Source organism: Nocardioides piscis, assembly GCF_011300215.1.
Taxonomy (GTDB): Bacteria; Actinomycetota; Actinomycetes; order Propionibacteriales; family Nocardioidaceae; genus Nocardioides; species Nocardioides piscis.
This window is the reverse complement of the sequence record NZ_CP049866.1, coordinates 2,818,921-2,839,137: the sequence shown is the minus strand read 5'-3', so window position 1 is coordinate 2,839,137 and position 20,217 is coordinate 2,818,921. Positions and strand designations below refer to the sequence as shown.

The following is a 20,217-nucleotide window of genomic DNA, read 5'->3' as shown; positions in this document are numbered from 1 at the left end:
CCCCGGCCTCTGGCATGCTGAGTTCCTCGTCGTCACCGGCAAGGAGGCACACATGAGCTCGACCATCGAGCACTCCGAAGAGCACCGGGGGGCGTTCAGCTCCCGCAAGGTCTTCATCTTCGCGGCCATCGGGTCCGCCGTGGGGCTCGGCAACATCTGGCGCTTTCCCTACGTCGCCTACGAGAACGGCGGCGGGGCCTTCGTCATCCCCTACCTCGTGGCACTCCTGACCGCCGGTCTGCCGTTCCTGCTGCTCGACTACGGCCTCGGTCACCGCTATCGCGGCTCGGCGCCACTTGCCTTCCGCAGGGCCCACCGCTCGGCTGAGGGACTGGGATGGTGGCAGGTCGCCATCTGCTTCGTGATCGCGATCTACTACGCCGCCGTGATCGCCTGGGCCGCTCGCTACGCCTTCTTCTCGATCGACAAGGCGTGGGGTGACGACCCGGAAGGCTTCCTCTTCGGCTCCTACCTGAAGGCGGGCGACCCGGGCATCGGGCTCGACTTCGTCAGCGGTGTCACCGTCCCGCTCGTCCTGGTCTGGGTCGCGGTTCTCGCCATCATGGCCCTGGGCGTGCAGAAGGGCATCGGCGCGACGTCGATGATCTTCATCCCCGTCCTGTTCGTCTCCTTCATCGCCCTGGTCATCGTGGCCCTGACCCTCGACGGCGCCGCGGTCGGCCTCGATGCACTGTTCACCCCCGACTGGGGCGCCCTGGGGGAGACGAGCGTGTGGATCGCCGCCTTCGGCCAGATCTTCTTCTCGCTGTCCGTCGGCTTCGGCATCATGATCACCTACGCCTCCTACGTCGGTCGGCGCAGCGACATGACCGGGTCCGGCCTCGTCGTGGGGTTCGCCAATTCGGGCTTCGAGCTGCTCGCCGGGATCGGTGTCTTCGCCGCACTCGGGTTCATGGCCACCGCTGCCGGCACCACGGTCGACAAGGTGGCGACCGACGGCCTCGGGCTCGCCTTCATCGCGTTCCCGGCGATCATCAACGAGGCTCCCGCGGGCGCGTTGATCGGTGTGCTGTTCTTCGGTTCGCTCGTGGTGGCGGGGGTGACCTCGCTCGTCAGCGTGATCGAGGTCGTGATCTCAGCCGTGCGCGACAAGTTCGAGATGTCGCGCGTCGGCGCCTCGATGGCCGTCGGTGTCCCCGCCGCCCTGATCAGCATCACCCTGCTGGGCACCACGACCGGGGTCTACGTCCTCGACATCGTCGACCACTTCATCAACCGCTTCGGCATCCTGCTGGTGGCCGTCGTGAGCATGCTCGCCCTGTCCTGGGTCTTCAGGAAGACCGGCATCCTGCGCGAGCACCTCAACCGGGACGGGTCGGTCCACGTCGGCACCTGGTGGCACTGGCTGATCGGGATCGTCGCTCCCGCAGCGCTCACCTTCATCCTGGTCAACGAGCTCATCGACAACATCCGCGAGCCCTACGAGGGCTACCCGACCTGGATGCTCAACACCCTCGGCTGGGGCCTCGCGGTCGCAGTGATCCTGCTGGGCTTCCTGGCCGCCCGGATGCCGTGGCGCGACAACACCTTCCTCGGCGACCCCGAGATCCAGGCACGACAGGACGAGAGGAGCTCCTGATGTCCACCTCTGCCATCATCATGATGCTGATTGCGATGACGATCCTCTGGGGCGGGCTCGCGCTCGCGATCTGGAACATCACCCGCAGCTCCACCGAGCAGCCGGAGTCCGTCCAACGCGACCTGTGAGTCGTCAGCCGTACGTCGCCAACAGCCGCCGCTCCGCCTCGCGGGCCAGCTGCGCTGCGCCCATCTGCAGGAGCTGCTGCTGCCGGTCGGGCTGGTCCGCGGGGCTGGTCGCCGCGAGCTCGTCGAGGAGCTGCCAGAGCACCTGCTCGCCATGGATGTCGACGATGGCTTCGCAGGCCCACCAGGAGATGCCGTAGTTGGCTGCCTGGTCCTCGCCGTGGAACTCCTCGTCCGCCGGCAGCCGGTCGAGGCCGCGCCGGGCCAGGTCGATCGCCTCCTGGCTGATCAGCCGGTCGGGGATCGGCAGGGACTGGACCGAGACCCACTCCGCGATCCCCTCCCCCAGCCAGGTCGGGACCTCGTCGTCCCGCTCTCCCAGGGCCACGTGCGTGAGCTCGTGTCGGATCAGTCGAGCGAGCTGCCCGGGAGGGGTGCCGAGCATGCGCGGGTGGAGCAGGAAGCGGGTGCTGGCGATGTCGGCGTCCGGATCATCGGGACGCGCGGGCACGGGGAAGGCAACGGCGTCGAGGGAGCCGGCATCGGCCGCCGGAAGGTCGTCCAGTCCTTCGAGCATCACCGTGTCGGAGAGGGCATAGACGACGACCTGGCCGGACCAGCCGTAGGGGACGAGGCCGCCGACCTGTCCGATGCCCTGCTCGACGGCGGCGATCATCTCCGCCGACCGCGGGGCGGTCCTCTCGTCGAAGATCGCCAGCACACCCAGACCCGAGCCGACCGTGATGGGACCGCTGTCCCACGGTTGGACGTCGACGTCGTTGCGCTGCTCCCAGGCGCGGTCACGGTGGCTGGCGACCCGGAGGCCCTGCCCGCGAGCCTGCGTGAAGTGGAAGCGCTTGGGCCGGACGACCGGCACGGTGTCGTACCCGTCGAGCTGCAGCCGGACCTGGACGACAGCGTGGTAGCCACCGTCACCGCGCACCACTGTGCCCTCCTCCACGCGGTAGGAGAACTCGCTCAACGGCAGCTGGGTCAGGTTGTCGAAGAAGACCTGCTCCCCCTCGACGAAGCGCGCGCGACGGCCATCGAGGGTCGCGGCGAACGAGGTCCAGTCCTGGGCAAGGACAGCACGCGCTCGCTTGCGGAGCACCTTGTTCATGGAGCGCACGACCTCGACAGGCCCGGCCTCGGTCGAGGACGGGCCGGGGTCCGCGTCGCGGGTGCACCCGGCGAGCAGCAGCCCGGTCAGCAGGGAGAGGGCCGCCGAGAGAGCCGGGGTGGGTCGTCGGCGACCGTCAGGCGTGGTGGTCGGCATCGTGCAGGGCCTGGCCGTCGGTCACCGCGGTGACGTCCTCGACGATGCCGCGGGCGATGGTCTGGGCGTCCAGGCCGACCCGGCCCAGGATGGCGTCACGCTTGGCGTGCTCGAGGAACTCCTGCGGGATGCCGTGCAGCCGCACCGGCGTGGTGACGCGTTGCTCGTTGAGCGTCTGGAGCAGCACCGAGCCGCAGCCCCCGACGATCCCGTTGTCCTCGATGCTCACCACCAACCGGTGCTCGCGCGCCAGGTCGACGATCGCCGGGGCGACCGGCTTGACCCAGCGCGGGTCGACGACAGTGACCCCGATGCCCTGGTCACTGAGGCGCTTCGCCACGTCGACGGCCGTGGTGCACATCGAGCCGACGGCGACGATGAGGACGTCGCGCCTGCCGTCACGGACCAGGACGTCGACGCCGCCGATGGTGTCGATGGTGTCGATGTCAGTGGGCGGCGGACCCTTCGGGAAGCGGACCACGGTCGGGGCGTCGTCGACCTGGACGGCCTCGTCCAGCAGCTCCTTGAGCCGGCTCACGTCGCGCGGCGCCGCGAGGCGCAGCCCGGGCACGACCTGGAGGATCGACATGTCCCACATGCCGTTGTGGCTCGCACCGTCGTCGCCGGTGACGCCCGAGCGGTCGAGCACGAAGGTCACGCCGCACTTGTGGAGCGCGACGTCCATCAGGACCTGGTCGAAGGCCCGGTTGAGGAACGTGGCATAGACCGCGAACACGGGGTGCAGCCCGCCCATCGCCAGGCCGGCGGCCGACGTGGTCGCGTGTTGCTCGGCGATGCCCACGTCGAAGGTGCGGTCGGGGAACGTGGCGGCGAACGCGTCGAGGCCGACCGGGTGCATCATCGCGGCGGTGATGGCGACGACGTCTTGACGACGCTTGCCGATCTCGACCATGTGCTGGGAGAAGTGATCGGTCCAGATCCGGCCCTTCGGCTTCTCCGCGCCGGTCTGGACGTCGAACGGACCAGGTGCGTGGAACTGGTCGGCCTCGTGACGCTCAGCCGGGTCGTAGCCAAAGCCCTTGCGGGTGATCGCGTGGACGATCACCGGTCCACCGAAACGCTTGGCGTGGGTCAGGGCCTGTTCCATCGCGTCGCGGTCGTGGCCGTCCACCGGGCCGACGTACTTCAGGCCGAGGTCCTCGAACAGGCCCTGGGGAGCCAGGGCGTCCTTCATCCCCTTCTTCACCGCGTGCAGCGCGTCGTATGCCGCGGGGCCGACACCCGGCACGGCGTTGAGTCGCTTCTTGACCAGGTCGAGAACCTGCTCGTAGCGGGGGTTGGTCCGCAGGGTGGTCAGCGCCGTGGCCAGGCCGCCGACCGTCGGGGTGTAGGAGCGTTCGTTGTCGTTGACCACGATCACCAGGCGGCTGTCCTGGGCGATGGCGATGTTGTTCAGGGCCTCCCACGCCATCCCGCCGGTCAGGGCGCCGTCGCCGATCACGGCGACCACGTGACGGTCCTCGCCGCGGACGCGGTAGGCCTTGGCCAGCCCGTCGGCATACGACAAGGAGGTCGAGGCGTGGGAGTTCTCCACGATGTCGTGCGGCGACTCGGCCTGGCTGGGATATCCGCTCAGGCCACCCTCCTGGCGCAGCGAGCCGAAGTCTGCGGAGCGTCCGGTCACCAGCTTGTGGACGTAGGACTGGTGGCCGGTGTCGAAGACGACCCGGTCGCGCGGCGAGTCGAAGACCCGGTGGATGGCCAGCGTCAGCTCGACGACCCCGAGGTTGGGACCGAGGTGCCCGCTGGTCCTGGCCACCGTGGTGATCATCAGGTCGCGGATCTCGCTGGCCAGCGCATCGAGCTCGGGGGCCGAGAGGGAGCGCAGGTCCTGTGGCGAGGTGATCGACTCGAGGAGACCCATGTCGAGGAGTCTATTTCATGGCCGGGCGTCGACCCTCATGCCCGGTCGTAGACGGCGACCGCCGGCTCGTGGAGGCTGCCCATCCAGACACGGCCGTCGTGCTCGCGGACACCGGTGACCATGTGGTAGCCGCCGTCGTCCAGGTTGATGTCGTGGACGAGGTGGCCCTGGTCGTCATAGGCCTGCACCCGGATCGTCTGCTTGGGCTTGGGCTGGAGCCGCTCAGGGATTCGCGTGGCTGCCTTGCGCACGAAGAGGGGAGCCTTCTGCAGCATCTCCACGACCGGGTCGGCCGGTGAGCCGATCGTCACCCAGATCAGGCCGTCGCTGCCCCGGGAGATGTTGTCGGGATAGCCGGGCAGCTCCCAGACCAGGAAGTCACGCTCGCCCTTGCGCGGACCTGCTGTCCACCAGCGGACCACGGTGCGAGCACCGCTCTCCGCCACCGCGACGAAGTCCTCGTCCTTGCTGAGGGCGACTCCGTTGGCGAAGGCCAGGTCGTCGATGACCACCGTCACCGTCCCGTCGACGTCCCGGCGGACGAGGCGCCCGGTGCGGGTGACCTGGACGAGGTCGTCCTTCCACTGCTCGATGCCGTAGTGCGTGGATGAGTCGCTGAACCAGATCGTCCCGTCCTGCGCGATGGCTGCGTTGTTGCAGAACTTCATCGCGACCCCGTCGATGTCGCGCAGCAGCGTCTCGACCGAGCCGTCCTCGACGCTCACGCGCAACAGCCCGGCGTGCGCGTCGCAGACCAGCAGGTCGCCGTCGTCGAAGAGCTCCAGCCCGAGCGGCCGGCCGCCGGTGTGTGCGACCCGGTCGATGCGGCGCCCGTCACTCGAGAGCCGGAGGATGGCTCCGTCCTCGGTGCCTGTGTAGACGCTGCCGTCGGGCGCGACCAGCACGTCCTCTGCCCCTTGTCCGGGGACCTGGTGGACGGTGAAAGTCATGGGGACGCTCCTTCTCCTCGATGGTCGGTGGGTGCAGCCAGGAAGGCCGGCAGGACCTGGGCGGCGGCCGCGGTCAGGTCGAGGCCCAGCGCCCGGGCAGGATCGACGAAGACGATCTGGCGCCCCTCGTGGCACTCGATGTCGGCATCGGTGAGGCTGGTCCGGGCCACGAACACCTGCATCAGGTCCCAGGTGCCGTACGCCTCGCGATGGTCCACCCGGAACTCGCCGAGGAGCTCGAGCTCACCCGCTGGGAGGCGGATGCCGGTCTCCTCCTCGAGCTCGCGGTAGGCCGCGGCCTCGAAGGTCTCCCCCGGATCCACGTGACCGCCCGCGAATCCCCATTTCTCCGGGTCGATCCGGGGGTGCTCGTCGCGTTCCTGGAGCAGGATCCAACCCCGCTGATCCACGAGGATGACGCCGGCGAAGGTGTGCACCCGGCGAACCTAGCGGCTCCTCAGAGCCGCGCCACGTAGCGACGCCCCCGCAACGCGTCCTCCACCAGCCCGACGGCTCGGCGGGTCGCCAGCAGCCTGGCCTCGTCGAGCTGGAAGGTCGCGACCGCCGCGTCGACCACCTCGAGGGTGGCGACGTCCTTGAGATCTGCGCGGATCTGGCTCAGGCCACGCCGGCACGCCGCCTGTTGGGCCTCCACGTGGAGCACCGCGAAGCGGGCCAGCACCACGACGTGGCGGCGGAGCCCGGTGTAGCGGCGGTATTCGGCCGGGCACAGGTCGAGCAGCCAGCTGACCGCTGTGGCCTCCCAGCCGGGCGCGTCCGGCGGGCGCACCTCGTGGGGCCAGCCGGGCGGTGCGACTGGTCTCATGCCGGATAGACGTCGACGCCGGGTGGCGCCGTGAGTATCAGGTGGGCTTCGGAGTCGCTCAGCCGGCGGGTGCCTTCGGCGTCGACGAGATAGCAGAGGCCGTGGGGCGTCTGCCAGACGTGTCGGCCGGGGCCGGCCTGTCGGCAGCGATATCCGCCGTGGGTCTTCCACCGATGGTGGCTGCGGCGCAGCGGCCCGCTGTTGTGAGGGCCGGTCTGCCCGGGCGGCCCGCCTGAGGCGGGTGGGACGAATGCACTGGAGTGGTCGAAGTCGACGCCTGCTCTGGTGGCGGTGCGTGGGCTGAAGGGGAACACGTCACCGCCCGTCTGCGTCCACACGTGGTCCTTGACCGGGTCAGGGTGCTCATAGGCATCGGCGCGGGCCCGGAGCCGGTGGTCGATGACAGGCTTGAGCTGGACGTCGGCGTGGCCGAGCAGCTCGGAGAGCGACTGCAGCAGCATCGGCCCCTGCCCCTCGACCCGGGCGAGGCCGGACTGCTTGAGCAGGTCGGCGGCGGTGACGTGCACGAACACCACACCCCTGCCGCGCAGCGACGCGAGCTGACGGGTCGAGAGATCGCAGAGTCGGCCGACCGTCTCGACCAGGTGGTCGGGCGCCCACACGGGTCGCTCGTCCGGGCCGAGCTCGTCTGGTGCTGCCGCGTCGGCGGACGGGGTGTGGTCGACCAGCAGCTTGAGCAGGTCGACCGGCCGGGCCAGCCAACCGAAGGCCAGCGAGCGGAGCTCGTCACGATTGTGGTCGTGCCCGTGGGCGGGGCTCAGGATGTCGGCCATCCGTTCGACCATCGCGTCAACCCAGATCGCGTCGCCGGCAGTGACCCGGGCGATGACGTGCCGGAAGCCGAGCTCGTCGGCCTTCGACAACGTCACGTGTCGCCGGTGGCGCTCACGCTCCCGCTCCATCGCGTGCGCCTCGGGGTCAGCCTCGATCACCTTCGCCGCTGCGGTCTCCAGCACGGTCGAGGGCGCGTGGCCGGCGATGACACGAGCGACAGCCCTGTCCACGAGTCCGACCTGAGCTGCCGGAACCCTGCGCGAGAGCACCGCGACCCGGCGCGCCACCCATGGCTCCGCCTGACCCGCGCGGACCTTGGTCCAGGTCAGCGGCAGTCGGTGGACCAGATCCAGCCCATCGCCCACCAACGACCGCGTCCGGAGCGTGTGCTCGCTGCGAGCCATCGCGAGCTCTGGCAACGCGTACTCCCGCACGCTCGGGGTGCCGTCGCCGCCCGGCGTGGTCATCGGGTCGCGCTCGTCGCGCGGGTGCCCCTGCCGCACCGCCCACTGCACGACCAGCTCGAGCTCGGACACCTCGGCCAGGCGGCGTCCGGTGACGCCCGATGCCACGGCCTCCAGCAGCTCGCGGTCGCTCAGCTCGACCACGTCCTGCACCCCATCACCCGGCCGCGTCGGCGGGAGCACCGCGCCAGCGGCGTCCTGAGGATCGGGGGCATCGGCATACGCCATTCTCTCTCGAACACGTGTTCGAGTCAAGCGCGAGGGCGCGCTGTGGATGTCGGTCGGGATGAGGATCACCCCGCGCGCTCCGCCACCACCTGCCACATCCCTCCCAGGCTGACGAAGGGCTCCTGGTCGCACAACGCCAGCTCCAGCCGCTCCAGGGCCGCGAAGTAGTCCGGATCCTCCTTGAGCGTGTCGTCGCTGACGTAGTCGTTGACCACGCGGGCGGCATAGCGCCCCACCACCCGGAGCCCGGCCGCGACCATCTGTCCCTCGACCTCGCCCGCCGTCACCTTGCGAGCGGTGGTGGTGAAGGTGGCCGACTCGAAGTCATCGGAGGAGAGCTCCGCCAGCGCGGCCTCGGGACCCTCGCGCGTGAGCTTCATGATCACGCGGGCGGACGGGTTCGGAGCCATCACCGACAGCCTGCCGCCGGGGCGGAGACGAGCGGCGAGCCGCTCGATGTCCTGCCCACCGGACGGTCGGTAGTGCAGCACGAAGTGGCACAGCACCAGGTCGAACTCCTCCTCGAAGGGAGGCAGGTCGTCGAGGGACCCCTCGACCGTGTGGAGACGCGCTGTCACTCCCAGGGCTTCGGCCCTGCGCGACGCCTGCGCCAGCCACCTGGGCGCGGGATCGACGATCGTGACGTCGTGACCGGCCTCGGCCAGCGCCAGCGCGTCGCGCCCGTCGCCCCCGCCCACGTCGAGCACGCGCAGCCCGCCGCCCTCGGCGTCCAACGCCACGGCCTGGCGACGCAGCGTCTCCCGCACCACCGAGAAACGGAGCCGCCCCCAGGGGGCCTCGCACCACGCGTTCCACTGAGCCAGCTTCTCGTCGAACGCGTCCCCCGCCATGCCGGGGACTATGGCAGGTCCTGCAGCCGGTGCACCTGTTGTCCCTGTGGATCGAAGTTCGTCGGTGACAACCACTGCTCGTGCCTCGTCCGCACCTCGGGCCACTCGCCGTCGAGCATCGAGAACCAGTCGGTGTCCCGGTTGCGGCCGTTGGTCACCATGTGCTGCCGGAAGCGCCCCTCGTGGGTGAACCCGAAGCGGGCAGCAGCCCGGGCGGAGGGCGCGTTGAGGGAGTCGCACTTCCACTCCACCCGGCGATAGCCGAGGTCGTCGAAGGCGTGTCGCAGCATCAGGTGGATCCCCTCGGTCGCCGCCGTCGTCCGCTGCAGGCCACGCGCGAGCAGGACACCCGAGATCTCGACGACGCCGGCGGTCAGCACGCACGGGAAGAAGGTCGCGAAGCCCGACGCATTGCCGCCGGCGGGGACGAACGCCAATGTCGCACCGTCCGGGTGGTCGGCCAGGCGCCGTACGACCTCGTCGTCGAAGACCTGGCGGTTCGTCGGCATGGGCCCGGGACGGTAGGTCCACAGGGATTCGTCGCCCGGCCCGCACACTGCCGCGAACAACGCCTCGGAGTGCTGGACGCCGATCGGCTCGGCCGTGACGTGGACGCCTGCCAGCGTCACGCCCCCGGGCTTGGACCTGGGTGACCAGCCCTCGACCGGCTCACCGACGGCCTGGCCGTGCTCGTTCGTCTGCACCCGCGAACGCTATCGCCGACCGACCTGCCCTGCTCACCCCGCCAGGAACGAGAACCGCACCTGACGCTCGGGGTTGTCGACGTTGAGGTCGACCAGGCAGATGCTCTGCCAGGTGCCCAGGGCCAGCTGTCCCGACAGCACCGGCACCGAGCACGAGGGAGAGATCAGCGCCGGCATCACGTGCGACCGTCCGTGGCCGGGCGAACCGTGGCGGTGCCGCCACCGGTCGTCGGCCGGCAAGAGGTCGCCCAGCGCCGCCAGGAGGTCGTCGTCGGAGCCCGCCCCGGTCTCCAGGATCGCCAGCCCGGCCGTTGCGTGCGGGACGAACAGGTGCAGCAGCCCGTCGCCTCGCGCAGCGACGAACTGAGCTGCGTCACGAGTCAGGTCGAGCACGGTCTCGTCGGACCCGGTGCCATAGGTTCGGACTTCGGACTCCACTCGCCAACCGTAGCGTCAGGCGGGCCGCGCGGTGCCGCCGTCGGCGTCCACCCCGCCGTGACAGGAGGCCATGGGCTCGGGCGCGGTGTGCCCGTCGCCATACTCCGCCAGGAAGAGACCGAGCCGTTCGTCGTCGGCACCGTCCAGGACGAGCTGGCGCCCCCAGACGGTCACCACCACCGGGCCCGGCAGTCCGTCGTACGGCGACAGGATCCCCTCCTCGGGCAGCTGGTCGACCAGCCGCGCCACGTCGCCCGAGCCCAACCCGGGCTCATGGGTGATCCACACCGTGCCGTGCTCGAGGGCGTGCACCGCGTTCTCCGGGGGCACCTCTTCGTCATAGACACCACACTCCAGCCAGCGCTGGGCGTGAGGACCGCCGACCGGAGGTGTCACCGGATAGTCGACGTCACCGGACACGTGGTCGAGCGGGAGCCCGTCATGGACAGCGACCTCGTCGAGGTCCGGCGGCTCCAGGCTGTGCACCAGCCGCGGCACCAGCAGCGCGGCCGCCACGAGCGCCAAGGCCATCGTCACTGCCGCGGCCAGCACGAACCGGCCGGGCCTGGTCGGCTCAGGGAGTGGAGCTGTCTCGCTCACGAGCGCAGCGCTGACTCGACGCGCTCGACCTTGGCGCTCAGCTGGCCCTCGAAGCCCGGTCGGATGTCGGCCTTGAGCACCAGTCCGACGCGGGGCGAGACCTCGGCCACGACGTCGACGGCCCGTTTCACGACGGCCATGACCTCGTCCCACTCCCCCTCGATAGTCGTGAACATCGACGTCGTCTCGTTGGGCAGTCCGGACTCCCGCACCACCCGGACTGCGGCAGCGACCGCCTCGGTGACCGACCCGGTCGGGTCGGTGGAGGTCGGGGAGATGGAGAAGGCAACGAGCATGCGACAACCGTACGGCGCGGACCCTCGTCCCAGGGCACGGCTCAGCAGATCGACACCTGACCGTCCCCCAGGTCCGTGGACCGCCCATCTTCGCAGTCGTCGGCCTCGGCCACGGATGCGTGCAGCATGCTGAGCTCGCCGTCGCGATAGAGCGTGAGCCTGACGCCGCCGCGCACGACCACCACCTCGGGACCGTCCTGCTCCACGTCCCACCCGGAGTCGAGCAGACTGCTCCGCCAGGCCGGGAAGGACTCCTCCGTCGGGCCCTCGATGCCCGCGGTGCAACCCAGTGGGCTGCCCGAGAGCGGGCCGTAGAGCCAGTACGGTGCGGGGTGGGCCACCTGGTGGAACGCCGCATCGACCTCACCCGGGACCTGGATCTGTGCGTTGGGGCCGTTGCAGGTAAACGCCGCGTCGTTGGACTGGGCTCGACGGTCGCGCGCCTGGCCCCCCAGAGGAGCCGCCAACGCGGTCGCCGCCAGCGTGAGCACCACGAAGGTGGCCAGGGCAGCCACGACGGTGCGTCGGAACCCCACCATCGCCGCAGCGAGTGCCGCCACGCCGATGGGGAGGAGCGCGAAGGGCAGGAGGGTCGTACCGGGCCCGGCGCCGTACTCCTCGGCGAGGCCGTACTGCACCGAGACCAGCAGCACTGCCAGGGCCAGGGCGGCCACCAGAATGATCGCCGCGCCGACCGGGCGCCATCGTCGGGTGCTCATGCAGGCACTCTCCTCCGTCGAGGGCGGCTCTCGCATCAGCACGGGTACTCCCATCGAGTTGACTACTGTTCGAACGCCGACCACGAAGGACACCCATGACCAGCACCGACGAGCTGCTCGCACGGCTCGAGACCACCCTCGACGCCCTGCCGATCCTCTCGAAGCTGTCGCCCGACCAGGTCTCCGTCCTCGACGAAGCCGTGGTCGAGGCCATGCGCACCGAGGACGAGGCCTTCGAGCAGGGCATGCAGGGTGCTCTCGCGCTGGTGCCCCGTCCCTTCCGTGGGCCCGCGCGCGGCCTGCTGTTCCCCAAGGGCGACCGTGGCTGACCTCCGGTCGCGCATCGAGGTGGCCAAGCTCGCCAGTGAGCTCGGGACGACGACCGAACGGCTCGCCTTCCTGGCCGAGCACGACGTCGAGGACATCCGTGCGTTGCACACGACGATCAGCACCGTCCTGCACGAGCGCAACGAGGACCGCATCACCCGGCTGGCCGGCCTCGCACCGCTGCTCCCGACGGCCATCACGGCCAGGATCGCCGAGCACGCGATGGGGCCGCTGGTGAGCGCCCGCTTCGCCGGGGCGATCAGCCCGGACGACGCCGCCAAGCTGGCGAAGAAGCTCCGACCCGCTTTCCTCAGCGAGGTGGCCGCCTGCCTGGACCCACAACGGGCGAAGACACTGCTGAGCCGGCTGCCGGACTCACTGCTGATCGACGCCGGTCGAGGGCTCCGCGAGAAGCACGAGCACGTCTCCCTCGGGCGCTTCGTGGCTGTCGTCAACACCGAGGTCGCGCTCGGCGTGATGGACGGCTCGTCCGGGGACGAGCTGCTCCAGGTGGGTCTTTTCACCGAGGCTGCCGACGCCCTGGCCGCCATCATCGACCGCCTTCCCGACGACCGCCTGGTGGAGGTGCTCCAGGCAGCCCGGGCGCGCGATATCTATGAGGACGCCGTCGCCCTCCTGCTGCCCTCGGTCGCCGACGAGCGCCGGAAGCGCCTGACCGACCGGATCACAGCGGAGGCTGAGACCTCATGACAGACGCCACGGGCGCCGACTCCTTCGCAGAGTCGGCGCCCGTGGCGTCTTGTGGTGGGTCAGGCCTTGAGCAGGTTGCGCAGGACGTACTGCATGATCCCGCCGTTGCGGTAGTAGTTGGCCTCGCCGGGGGTGTCGATGCGGACGACCGCGTCGAACTCCACGTCGCCTGCCTTGACCTTGACCGTCCTGGGCGTCCGGCCGTCGTTGAGCTCGGTGATGCCGGTGATGGAGAACTCCTCCTCACCCGTGAGCCCGAGCGACTCGGCGGTCTCGCCCTGCGGGAACTGCAGGGGGATCACGCCCATGCCGATCAGGTTGGAGCGGTGGATGCGCTCGTAGGACTCGGCGATCACGGCCTTGACCCCGAGCAGCGAGGTGCCCTTGGCCGCCCAGTCCCGCGACGAGCCGGAGCCGTATTCCTTGCCGGCCAGCACGACCAGCGGGACACCTGCGGAGATGTAGTTCTCCGAGGCCTCGAAGACGGAGACAACGGGGGCGCCCTCACCCTGTCCAACGGTGAAGTCGCGGGTGACCCCGCCCTCGGTGCCGGGCGCGAGCTGGTTGCGCAGCCGGATGTTGGCGAAGGTGCCGCGGATCATGACCTCGTGATTGCCGCGACGCGAGCCGTAGGAGTTGAAGTCGCGCTGCTCGACGCCGTGCTCGGCGAGGTAGCGACCGGCCGGGCTGTCCTTCTTGATGGCGCCGGCGGGGCTGATGTGGTCGGTCGTGACCGAGTCGCCCAGCTTGAGCAGGACCCGGGCGCCGGCGATGTCCTCGACCGGGGTCGGCTCCTTCGGCATCCCGTCGAAGTAGGGGGCCTGCGGACGTAGGTCGACTCCTCGTCCCACTCGAAGGTGTTGCCCTCGGGCGTCTGCAGTGAACGCCACTGCTCGTCGCCCGCGAACACGTCCTCATAGCTGGAGTCGAACATCTCGGAGTTGATCGCCTGGGCGACCACGTCCTCGATCTCCTTGGCCGAGGGCCAGATGTCGCGCATGAAGACGTCGTTGCCGTCCTGGTCCTGGCCCAGGGGGTCGTTGAACAGGTCGACGTCCATCGAGCCGGCCAGGGCGTAGGCCACGACCAGGGGCGGGGATGCGAGGTAGTTCATCTTGATGTCGGGGTTGATGCGGCCCTCGAAGTTGCGGTTGCCGGACAGCACCGAGACGACCGCGAGGTCGTTGTCGTTGACCGCCTGGCTGACCTCGGGGATCAACGGCCCCGAGTTGCCGATGCACGTCGTGCAGCCATAGCCGACGAGGTTGAAGCCCAGCTTGTCGAGGTAGGGAGTCAGCCCGGACTTCTCGTAGTAGTCGGACACGACCTTGGAGCCGGGTGCCAGCGTCGTCTTGACCCATGGCTTGCGCTGCAGGCCCTTCTCGACCGCCTTCTTGGCGAGCAGGGCAGCCCCGATCATCACCGACGGGTTGGAGGTGTTGGTGCACGACGTGATCGCGGCGATCGTCACCGCGCCGTGGTCGAGCTCGAACTCGGTGCCGTCGGCGAGGGTGACCTGGGCCTTGTTGCTGGGGCGACCATCGGCAGCTGCTGCGGCGTGGTCGTGCCAGTTGTCCGGCACGCCCTTGCCGTTGCCGCCACCGGCGCCGCCGTTGGAGGCGGGGGCGTCGCTGGAGGGGAAGGACTCCGCAGACGCCTCGTCCACCTTGGACTCGACGCCCTCGGGCTGCTCGTTGGAGGGGACACCGGGCTTGCGGTCCTCGCCGCCGGTCTCACCCTCGCTGACATAGTCGGCGAGCGACGTACGGAAGGCCTCCTTCGCGTCCGAGAGGGACACCCGGTCCTGGGGACGCTTGGGGCCGGCCAGGGACGGGACGACGGTGGCGAGATCGAGCTCGAGCTTCTCGCTGTAGCGCGGTTCAGCACTCGGGTCGTGCCACAGGCCCTGCTCCTTGGCATAGGTCTCGACGAGAGCGAGCTGCTCGTCAGGGCGCCCGGTGAGGCGGAGGTAGTCGATGGTCTGCTCGTCGATCGGGAAGACGGCGATGGTCGAGCCGAACTCGGGGCTCATGTTGCCGATGGTGGCGCGATTGGCCAGCGGGAGCACCGAGACGCCGGGGCCGTAGAACTCGACGAACTTGCCGACCACACCGTGCTCGCGGAGCATCTCGGTGATGGTGAGCACCAGGTCGGTGGCGGTCGCACCCTCGGGCAGGTCGCCGTTGAGCTTGAAGCCCACGACCCGCGGGATCAGCATGGAGACCGGCTGGCCGAGCATGGCTGCCTCGGCCTCGATGCCGCCCACGCCCCAGCCCACGACACCGATGCCGTTGACCATCGTGGTGTGGGAGTCGGTGCCGACGCAGGTGTCGGGGTAGGCCAGCACCTCGCCGTCGACCTCGCGCGTGAACACGGTGCGGGCGAGGTGCTCGATGTTCACCTGGTGGACGATGCCGGTGCCGGGCGGGACGACCTTGAAGTCGTCGAAGGCGCCCTGGCCCCACCGCAGGAACTGGTAGCGCTCGCGGTTGCGCTCGTACTCGATCTCGACGTTGCGCTCGAAGGCCTCGGGCGTGCCGAAGACGTCGGCGATGACGGAGTGGTCGATGACCATCTCGGCGGGTGCGAGCGGGTTGATCTTGGTCGCGTCGCCACCCAGCTCGGCCATCGCCTCGCGCATGGTGGCGAGGTCGACGACGCAGGGCACGCCCGTGAAGTCCTGCATGATCACGCGCGCCGGCGTGAACTGGATCTCCTTGTCGGGGTCGGCCGTCTCGTCCCACCCGGCCAGCGCCTTGATGTCGTCGGCGGTGATGTCTGCACCGTCCTCGGTGCGCAGGAGGTTCTCCAGGAGCACCTTGAGGCTGAATGGCAGCGACTCGACGTCGAGTCCCTCCCCCACCACCTTGTCGAGGCGGAAGATCTCGTAGGACTTCCCGTCCACATCGAGGCTGCTCTTGGCGCCGAAGCTGTCCTGACTGGCCATTCGCCACATCTCCTGAGTTGTCTGGTGGATCACCGGGCCGTGTCTCCCCACCCTATGCGGGACGGAGCCAACCGAAGTTTGTCTTGACATCAAGATACATGATGGGGCTCAGGGCGTCACTCGACGCCTGCCCGCGCGTCGAGCCGTTAGAGCAGGTCGTGCGCAGCCAGCTCGACCTGTTTGTGACGCCACTCGCTCGCGCGATAGACGCAGGCGATGAGCGCCGAGCGGTGGACCCGGCGCAGATCTCCGATCACGAACGCGTGCCGCGCCTTGGTCTCCGGGTTGGCCCCCTCGGCGAGGCCGAGGTGCCACGCGGCGTAGTCGTCCCAGGTGTGGCGCGACAAGAATGCGTTCTCATCCTCCGGGCCGGGCTGCACCTCGCCCCAGTCGCTGTCCAGGACGTACTGCCTCTTGTCGATCAGGCGCCGGGCGTGCGCGACAGCGTCCTCGTTCACGGCGTACGTCGCCATCTCGACCTCGCTTCCCACCAACCGTGCGTCCTGCTGACGCTACCCACGCGGCTCGCCCCGCGCGAGGGGTCAGCGCGTCAGCAGAGCGACGCACTCCACGTGGTGCGTCATCGGGAACAGGTCGAAGGCCCGCAGGAGCTCGAGGCGATATCCGTGCTCGGCGAAGATGGCGACGTCGCGGGCCAGCGCCGCCGGGTCGCAGGCGACGTAGGCGACCGCCCGCGGTGCCCGGTCCGCGACCTGCTCCACCACACGCCGCTTGGCTCCTTCACGCGGCGGGTCGAGGACGACGAGGTCGAACGGCTCGTCATGTGCCGACGCCAGCACCCGGTCGACGGAGCCGCGCGCCACGACCGCGCCCTGATGGCTGGCGAGGTTGTCGCGACAGTGCTCTGCCGCGGACCGATCCGCCTCGACGGCCACGACGCGGGTGCCGTCCCCGACGGCATCGGCCAGGAAGCGGGCGAAGAGCCCGACGCCGGCGTACAGGTCGAGGACCCGCTCCCCCGTCCTCGGCCGGAGGGCCGAGAGCACGGCGTCCACGAGGACCGCCGGCGCGGCGGGATGGACTTGCCAGAAGCCGTCGGCCTCGAGCCCGAACTCGTGGGTGGCGCCGCCCGCGGTGACGCCACGTGACGTGGTCACGGCCTGGGGCTGTCCTGGCCGCGCGCCCTCTGCCGCGATCAGGCAGTCGTCGACGACGACCAGGTCGTGCGACCGGTGCTTGCGCATGGCCGGCGTGCCGTCGGCGAGCGCGGCGTAGCGCTGCCTGGTGCGCCAGCGCAGGCCGTCGTCGGGACGGTCGGGCACGGGCACCGCCTCGACGATCAGCTCACGAACGAGTGGATCTTCCGGGCCGAGCCTTCCGAGCCGCACCAGCTGCTCGGCGACGACGGTCGCCTTCAGCTGGCGCTGTGCCGGCAGGGAGACGTGCTGGAAGTCGCACCCCCCACACAGGCCGGGCCCTGCGAACGGGCACGGCGCGAGGACCCGATCAGCTGACTGCTCGACCACCTCGACGGCGTCGGCCCGCCAGAACCGGTCTCCGTCGGTCCCCTCGGTGACCTCCACGACGACCTGCTCCCCGGGCAGGGCATGGCGCACGAACACCGCCCTCCCCTCCACCCGGGCCACGCAGTGGCCACCGTGGGCGACGGGTCCGACCACCACCTCGAACCGCTCCCCCGCCCTGGAGGGGCCCCGAAGCTTGCGCGGCCGCGCCTGCCGGCTCACGGGTCGATCTGCCGGTCGGTGTCGGCCTGGTCGCCGCCCCTGACCCGGCCGGCCCGCAGGTCTCCGGCCTGCACCCGGTTGTGATAGTCGCGGTCGGCCGCGATGACGGAGGATCGCAGCTGGTAGGGCACCGAGATGACCATGACCCCGGGCGTGAAGAGCAGCCGCCCCTTGAGGCGCAGCGCCGTCTGGTTGTGGAGCAGCTGCTCCCACCACCGACCCACGACGTATTCGGGGATGTAGACCGCCACCACGCCGCGTGGGCTGGCGCGTCGGATCTCCTGGGCGTATTCGACGATCGGCCGCACGATCTCGCGGTATGGCGAGTGCAGCACCTTCAGCGGCGTGTCCATGTGGCGCTCGTCCCACTCCTCCAGCAGCCTGTTCGTGGCGCGGGCGTCGATCGAGACATAGATCCCCTCGAGCACGTTGGGACGGGTGGCCTTGGCGAAGGCCAGGGCTCGCAGGGTCGGCTTGTGGAGCTTGGAGACCAGGACGATCGCGTGCACCCGGGTCGGCAGCACCTTGTCCTGCTCGTCGGCTGCGAGCTCCTCCTCGACCATCGTGTAGTGGCCCCGGATGCCCCTCATGATCAGGAAGAAGAAACCCATCGCCAAGATGGTGATCCAGGCCCCGGCGAGGAACTTGGTCACCACCACGATCACCAGCACGACGGCGGTCAGGCCCAGCCCGAAGGTGTTGATCGCCCGCGAGCGCATCATCCGGCGGCGCTTCGCCGGGTCGGTCTCGGCCCTCAGGTGTCGGGTCCAGTGGCGGATCATCCCGAGCTGGCTGAGGTTGAAGGAGACGAACACCCCGACGATGTAGAGCTGGATCAGCTTGGTCGTCTCGGCGTCGAAGACGAAGATCAGGACCATCGACATGGCGGCGAGGAAGACGATGCCGTTGCTGTAGGCGAGCCGGTCACCCCGCGACCCCAGCGACCGCGGCGCCAGCCCGTCCTGGGCGAGGATCGACCCGAGGACGGGGAAGCCGTTGAACGCCGTGTTGGCGGCCAGCACGAGGATGACCCCGGTGACCGTGACGACGAAGTAGAAGCCGGGCGCGAAGTTGTCGAAGACGCCGGCAGCGATCTGGGAGATGAGCGGGTGCTGCTCGTAGTCTCCCGGCAGCGCTCCCCCGGCGGCATCGCGCAGGCGGTCGAGCTCGTGCGGGTCGACGTAGCGCACGCTCATCTGCTGGGCGAGCACGATGACGCTCATCATCATCGAGATCGCGATCAGCGCCAGGAGCAGCAGCGTCGTGGCCGCGTTGCGACTCTTTGGCCGCTTGAAGGCCGGCACACCGTTGGAGATCGCCTCGACCCCGGTCAGCGCGGCACATCCCGACGAGAAGGCCCGAGCGAGCAGGAAGACCATGGCGACCTGGGTCAGCGGCCCCTCCCACCCGGGCGAGGGCTCGATCTCGAGACCGGCGCTCTCGGCCAGCGGCAGGTCACCGCCCCAGAGGCGAAGCAGGCCATAGCCGCACATCCCCAGGATCGTGAACATGAACAGATAGGTCGGTATGGCGAACAACGTCCCCGACTCGCGCACGCCGCGCAGGTTGAGCGCAGCCAGCACCGCGACCGCGAAGCAGGCGACCAGCGCCTCGTGCCCGATCAGGGCGGGGATCGCGCCGGCGGCATACTGCGCGGCCGACGAGATCGACACGGCGACCGTCAGCACGTAGTCGACGAGGAGAGCACTCGCCACGGTCATGCCTGCCGTCTTCCCCAGGTTGACGGTGGCCACCTCGTAGTCGCCGCCACCCGAGGGGTAGGCGTGCACGGTCTGCCGGTAGGACGCGACGACGGTGAACATGACCAAGGCGACGAACAGCCCGATCTTCCAGCTCCAGGCGTATGCCGAGACCCCCGCGACGCTGAGCATGATGAAGATCTCGTCCGGCGCGTAGGCCACCGAGGACAGGGCGTCACTGGCGAAGACGGGCAGTGCGATGCGTTTGGGGAGCAGTGTCTCGCCCAACTGGCTGCTGCGGAGCTTGCGCCCGAGCAGGATCCGCTTCGCTACGTCACCGACACCCACAGGCGCGAAGCCTAGACCCGCCCGGCCCCGGCCACACTCTGCAGTACGGTTCTGGCGTGCATGTCGTCATCATGGGTTGTGGCCGAGTGGGATCCACGCTTGCCCGCAGCCTCGAGGACCGCAACCACACCGTCTCCGTCATCGACAGCGACCCGGACGCGTTCCGCCGCCTGGGTCCGTCCTTCAACGGCGACAAGGTGACCGGCTACGGCTTCGACCAGGCAGTCCTGGAGAAGGCCGGCATCCGCCGCGCGGACGCGTTCGCGGCCGTCTCCAGCGGTGACAACTCCAACATCATCGCCGCGCGGGTCGCCCGCGAGACCTTCGGGATCCAGCAGGTCGTCGCGCGCATCTACGACCCCGGACGCGCCGAGGTCTACCAGCGCCTCGGCATCAACACGGTGGCGACCGTGAAGTGGACGGCCGACCAGGTGCTGCGGCGGGTCCTGCCCGCCGGCGCCGAACCCGACTTCCGCGACCCCTCGGGGACGATCCGGGTCGACCACATCCAGGTGCCGGAGCAGTGGGTCGGTGAGCGCACGATCCACTTCCAGGAGCAGTCGCGCAGCCGCATCGCGTGGATCGACCGGCTCGGCGAAGGCATGATCCCGACCCGGGAGACCGTCATCCAGGAGGGCGACATGCTTCACCTGGTGATGCGCGAACAGACCGCCGCGCACGCCTACGAGGTGCTCGAGCGCGGACCCGAGGAGCAGTAGAA

22 protein-coding genes are annotated in these 20,217 nt (G+C 69.7%); 5 read left to right on the top strand and 17 right to left on the bottom strand.

Annotation, left to right across the window (positions count from 1 at the left end; genetic code table 11):
- Positions 1 to 52 precede the first annotated feature (52 nt).
- Positions 53 to 1,600, top strand: coding sequence for a sodium-dependent transporter (locus G7071_RS13905; RefSeq protein WP_166319721.1), 1,548 nt, complete (start codon positions 53 to 55; stop codon positions 1,598 to 1,600).
- Positions 1,600 to 1,728, top strand: a complete 129-nt coding sequence (locus tag G7071_RS13900) for a methionine/alanine import family NSS transporter small subunit (RefSeq protein WP_166319719.1) — start codon at positions 1,600 to 1,602, stop codon at positions 1,726 to 1,728. Before G7071_RS13905 ends, G7071_RS13900 begins: the two co-directional genes overlap by 1 nt.
- A 4-nt stretch (positions 1,729 to 1,732) precedes the next feature.
- On the opposite strand, the gene G7071_RS13895 is transcribed toward G7071_RS13900, so the two are convergent.
- The 12 genes from G7071_RS13895 to G7071_RS13840 all read right to left on the bottom strand — a co-directional run bounded on the left by G7071_RS13895 (position 1,733) and on the right by G7071_RS13840 (position 11,757).
- Entirely contained in the window at positions 1,733 to 3,001 is a 1,269-nt protein-coding gene (locus G7071_RS13895) for a hypothetical protein (protein WP_166319717.1), read from the bottom strand.
- Complete coding sequence (gene dxs, locus G7071_RS13890) at positions 2,982 to 4,886, bottom strand: 1-deoxy-D-xylulose-5-phosphate synthase (RefSeq protein ID WP_166319715.1); 1,905 nt, start codon at positions 4,884 to 4,886, stop codon at positions 2,982 to 2,984. The genes G7071_RS13895 and dxs overlap by 20 nt, the downstream gene beginning before the upstream one ends.
- Before the next feature lie 35 nt (positions 4,887 to 4,921).
- Positions 4,922 to 5,836 (bottom strand): SMP-30/gluconolactonase/LRE family protein, encoded by a 915-nt coding sequence (locus tag G7071_RS13885; RefSeq protein WP_166319713.1) that lies wholly within the window; start codon positions 5,834 to 5,836, stop codon positions 4,922 to 4,924.
- Positions 5,833 to 6,273, bottom strand: a complete 441-nt coding sequence (locus tag G7071_RS13880; RefSeq protein WP_166319711.1) for an NUDIX domain-containing protein — start codon at positions 6,271 to 6,273, stop codon at positions 5,833 to 5,835. Before G7071_RS13880 ends, G7071_RS13885 begins: the two co-directional genes overlap by 4 nt.
- Before the next feature lie 20 nt (positions 6,274 to 6,293).
- Positions 6,294 to 6,662, bottom strand: a complete 369-nt coding sequence (locus G7071_RS13875; protein ID WP_166319709.1) for a hypothetical protein — start codon at positions 6,660 to 6,662, stop codon at positions 6,294 to 6,296.
- On the bottom strand, positions 6,659 to 8,149 hold the full coding sequence (locus tag G7071_RS13870; protein ID WP_166319707.1) for a hypothetical protein: 1,491 nt from the start codon (positions 8,147 to 8,149) through the stop codon (positions 6,659 to 6,661). The genes G7071_RS13875 and G7071_RS13870 overlap by 4 nt, the downstream gene beginning before the upstream one ends.
- Positions 8,150 to 8,214: 65 nt before the next feature.
- Complete coding sequence (locus tag G7071_RS13865; RefSeq protein WP_166319705.1) at positions 8,215 to 9,000, bottom strand: methyltransferase domain-containing protein; 786 nt, start codon at positions 8,998 to 9,000, stop codon at positions 8,215 to 8,217.
- Positions 9,001 to 9,008: 8 nt separating this feature from the next.
- Positions 9,009 to 9,704: a GNAT family N-acetyltransferase gene (locus G7071_RS13860; RefSeq protein WP_166319703.1), complete on the bottom strand. Its 696-nt coding sequence runs from the start codon at positions 9,702 to 9,704 to the stop codon at positions 9,009 to 9,011.
- Positions 9,705 to 9,737: 33 nt separating this feature from the next.
- Positions 9,738 to 10,142 (bottom strand): YjbQ family protein, encoded by a 405-nt coding sequence (locus G7071_RS13855; RefSeq protein WP_166319701.1) that lies wholly within the window; start codon positions 10,140 to 10,142, stop codon positions 9,738 to 9,740.
- Positions 10,143 to 10,157: 15 nt separating this feature from the next.
- The gene (locus tag G7071_RS13850; RefSeq protein ID WP_166319699.1) at positions 10,158 to 10,742 is read right to left on the bottom strand and encodes a thioredoxin-like domain-containing protein; all 585 of its coding nucleotides are present in this window, start codon (positions 10,740 to 10,742) and stop codon (positions 10,158 to 10,160) included.
- Positions 10,739 to 11,038: a thiamine-binding protein gene (locus G7071_RS13845; protein ID WP_166319697.1), complete on the bottom strand. Its 300-nt coding sequence runs from the start codon at positions 11,036 to 11,038 to the stop codon at positions 10,739 to 10,741. Before G7071_RS13845 ends, G7071_RS13850 begins: the two co-directional genes overlap by 4 nt.
- A 41-nt stretch (positions 11,039 to 11,079) precedes the next feature.
- Entirely contained in the window at positions 11,080 to 11,757 is a 678-nt protein-coding gene (locus G7071_RS13840) for a hypothetical protein (RefSeq protein ID WP_166319695.1), read from the bottom strand.
- A 95-nt stretch (positions 11,758 to 11,852) separates the two neighbouring features.
- On the opposite strand from G7071_RS13840, the gene G7071_RS13835 reads away from it, so the two are divergent.
- Both G7071_RS13835 and G7071_RS13830 read left to right on the top strand, forming a co-directional pair.
- Complete coding sequence (locus tag G7071_RS13835) at positions 11,853 to 12,086, top strand: hypothetical protein (RefSeq protein ID WP_166319693.1); 234 nt, start codon at positions 11,853 to 11,855, stop codon at positions 12,084 to 12,086.
- Positions 12,079 to 12,795, top strand: coding sequence for a hypothetical protein (locus G7071_RS13830; RefSeq protein ID WP_166319691.1), 717 nt, complete (start codon positions 12,079 to 12,081; stop codon positions 12,793 to 12,795). Before G7071_RS13835 ends, G7071_RS13830 begins: the two co-directional genes overlap by 8 nt.
- A gap of 59 nt (positions 12,796 to 12,854) precedes the next feature.
- On the opposite strand, the gene G7071_RS19395 is transcribed toward G7071_RS13830, so the two are convergent.
- The 5 genes from G7071_RS19395 to G7071_RS13810 all read right to left on the bottom strand — a co-directional run bounded on the left by G7071_RS19395 (position 12,855) and on the right by G7071_RS13810 (position 19,496).
- Positions 12,855 to 13,496 carry a hypothetical protein gene (locus G7071_RS19395; protein ID WP_246210651.1) on the bottom strand — a complete coding sequence of 214 codons (642 nt, stop codon included), beginning with the start codon at positions 13,494 to 13,496 and terminating at the stop codon, positions 12,855 to 12,857.
- Complete coding sequence (locus G7071_RS13825) at positions 13,394 to 15,742, bottom strand: aconitate hydratase (RefSeq protein WP_246210029.1); 2,349 nt, start codon at positions 15,740 to 15,742, stop codon at positions 13,394 to 13,396. The genes G7071_RS19395 and G7071_RS13825 overlap by 103 nt, the downstream gene beginning before the upstream one ends.
- A gap of 146 nt (positions 15,743 to 15,888) precedes the next feature.
- On the bottom strand, positions 15,889 to 16,233 hold the full coding sequence (locus G7071_RS13820; RefSeq protein WP_246210650.1) for a hypothetical protein: 345 nt from the start codon (positions 16,231 to 16,233) through the stop codon (positions 15,889 to 15,891).
- 51 nt (positions 16,234 to 16,284) lie between these two features.
- A complete protein-coding gene (locus G7071_RS13815) occupies positions 16,285 to 17,448 on the bottom strand; it encodes a class I SAM-dependent RNA methyltransferase (protein ID WP_166319689.1) in 1,164 nt (387 codons plus the stop codon).
- Positions 17,445 to 19,496, bottom strand: a complete 2,052-nt coding sequence (locus G7071_RS13810) for an APC family permease (protein ID WP_166319687.1) — start codon at positions 19,494 to 19,496, stop codon at positions 17,445 to 17,447. The genes G7071_RS13815 and G7071_RS13810 overlap by 4 nt, the downstream gene beginning before the upstream one ends.
- A gap of 71 nt (positions 19,497 to 19,567) precedes the next feature.
- Between G7071_RS13810 and G7071_RS13805 the strand changes: the two genes are divergently transcribed.
- Positions 19,568 to 20,215 (top strand): potassium channel family protein, encoded by a 648-nt coding sequence (locus tag G7071_RS13805; protein WP_425489430.1) that lies wholly within the window; start codon positions 19,568 to 19,570, stop codon positions 20,213 to 20,215.
- Positions 20,216 to 20,217: the final 2 nt, after the last annotated feature.

Coding starts and splice junctions, on each gene's coding strand:
- G7071_RS13905 (WP_166319721.1), top strand. CDS start 53: ATGAGCTCGACCATCGAGCACTCCGAAGAGCACCGGGGGGCGTTCAGC.
- G7071_RS13900 (WP_166319719.1), top strand. CDS start 1,600: ATGTCCACCTCTGCCATCATCATGATGCTGATTGCGATGACGATCCTC.
- G7071_RS13895 (WP_166319717.1), bottom strand. CDS start 3,001: ATGCCGACCACCACGCCTGACGGTCGCCGACGACCCACCCCGGCTCTC.
- dxs (WP_166319715.1), bottom strand. CDS start 4,886: ATGGGTCTCCTCGAGTCGATCACCTCGCCACAGGACCTGCGCTCCCTC.
- G7071_RS13885 (WP_166319713.1), bottom strand. CDS start 5,836: ATGACTTTCACCGTCCACCAGGTCCCCGGACAAGGGGCAGAGGACGTG.
- G7071_RS13875 (WP_166319709.1), bottom strand. CDS start 6,662: ATGAGACCAGTCGCACCGCCCGGCTGGCCCCACGAGGTGCGCCCGCCG.
- G7071_RS13870 (WP_166319707.1), bottom strand. CDS start 8,149: ATGGCGTATGCCGATGCCCCCGATCCTCAGGACGCCGCTGGCGCGGTG.
- G7071_RS13865 (WP_166319705.1), bottom strand. CDS start 9,000: ATGGCGGGGGACGCGTTCGACGAGAAGCTGGCTCAGTGGAACGCGTGG.
- G7071_RS13845 (WP_166319697.1), bottom strand. CDS start 11,038: ATGCTCGTTGCCTTCTCCATCTCCCCGACCTCCACCGACCCGACCGGG.
- G7071_RS13840 (WP_166319695.1), bottom strand. CDS start 11,757: ATGAGCACCCGACGATGGCGCCCGGTCGGCGCGGCGATCATTCTGGTG.
- G7071_RS13835 (WP_166319693.1), top strand. CDS start 11,853: ATGACCAGCACCGACGAGCTGCTCGCACGGCTCGAGACCACCCTCGAC.
- G7071_RS13825 (WP_246210029.1), bottom strand. CDS start 15,742: ATGGCCAGTCAGGACAGCTTCGGCGCCAAGAGCAGCCTCGATGTGGAC.
- G7071_RS13805 (WP_425489430.1), top strand. CDS start 19,568: ATGGGTTGTGGCCGAGTGGGATCCACGCTTGCCCGCAGCCTCGAGGAC.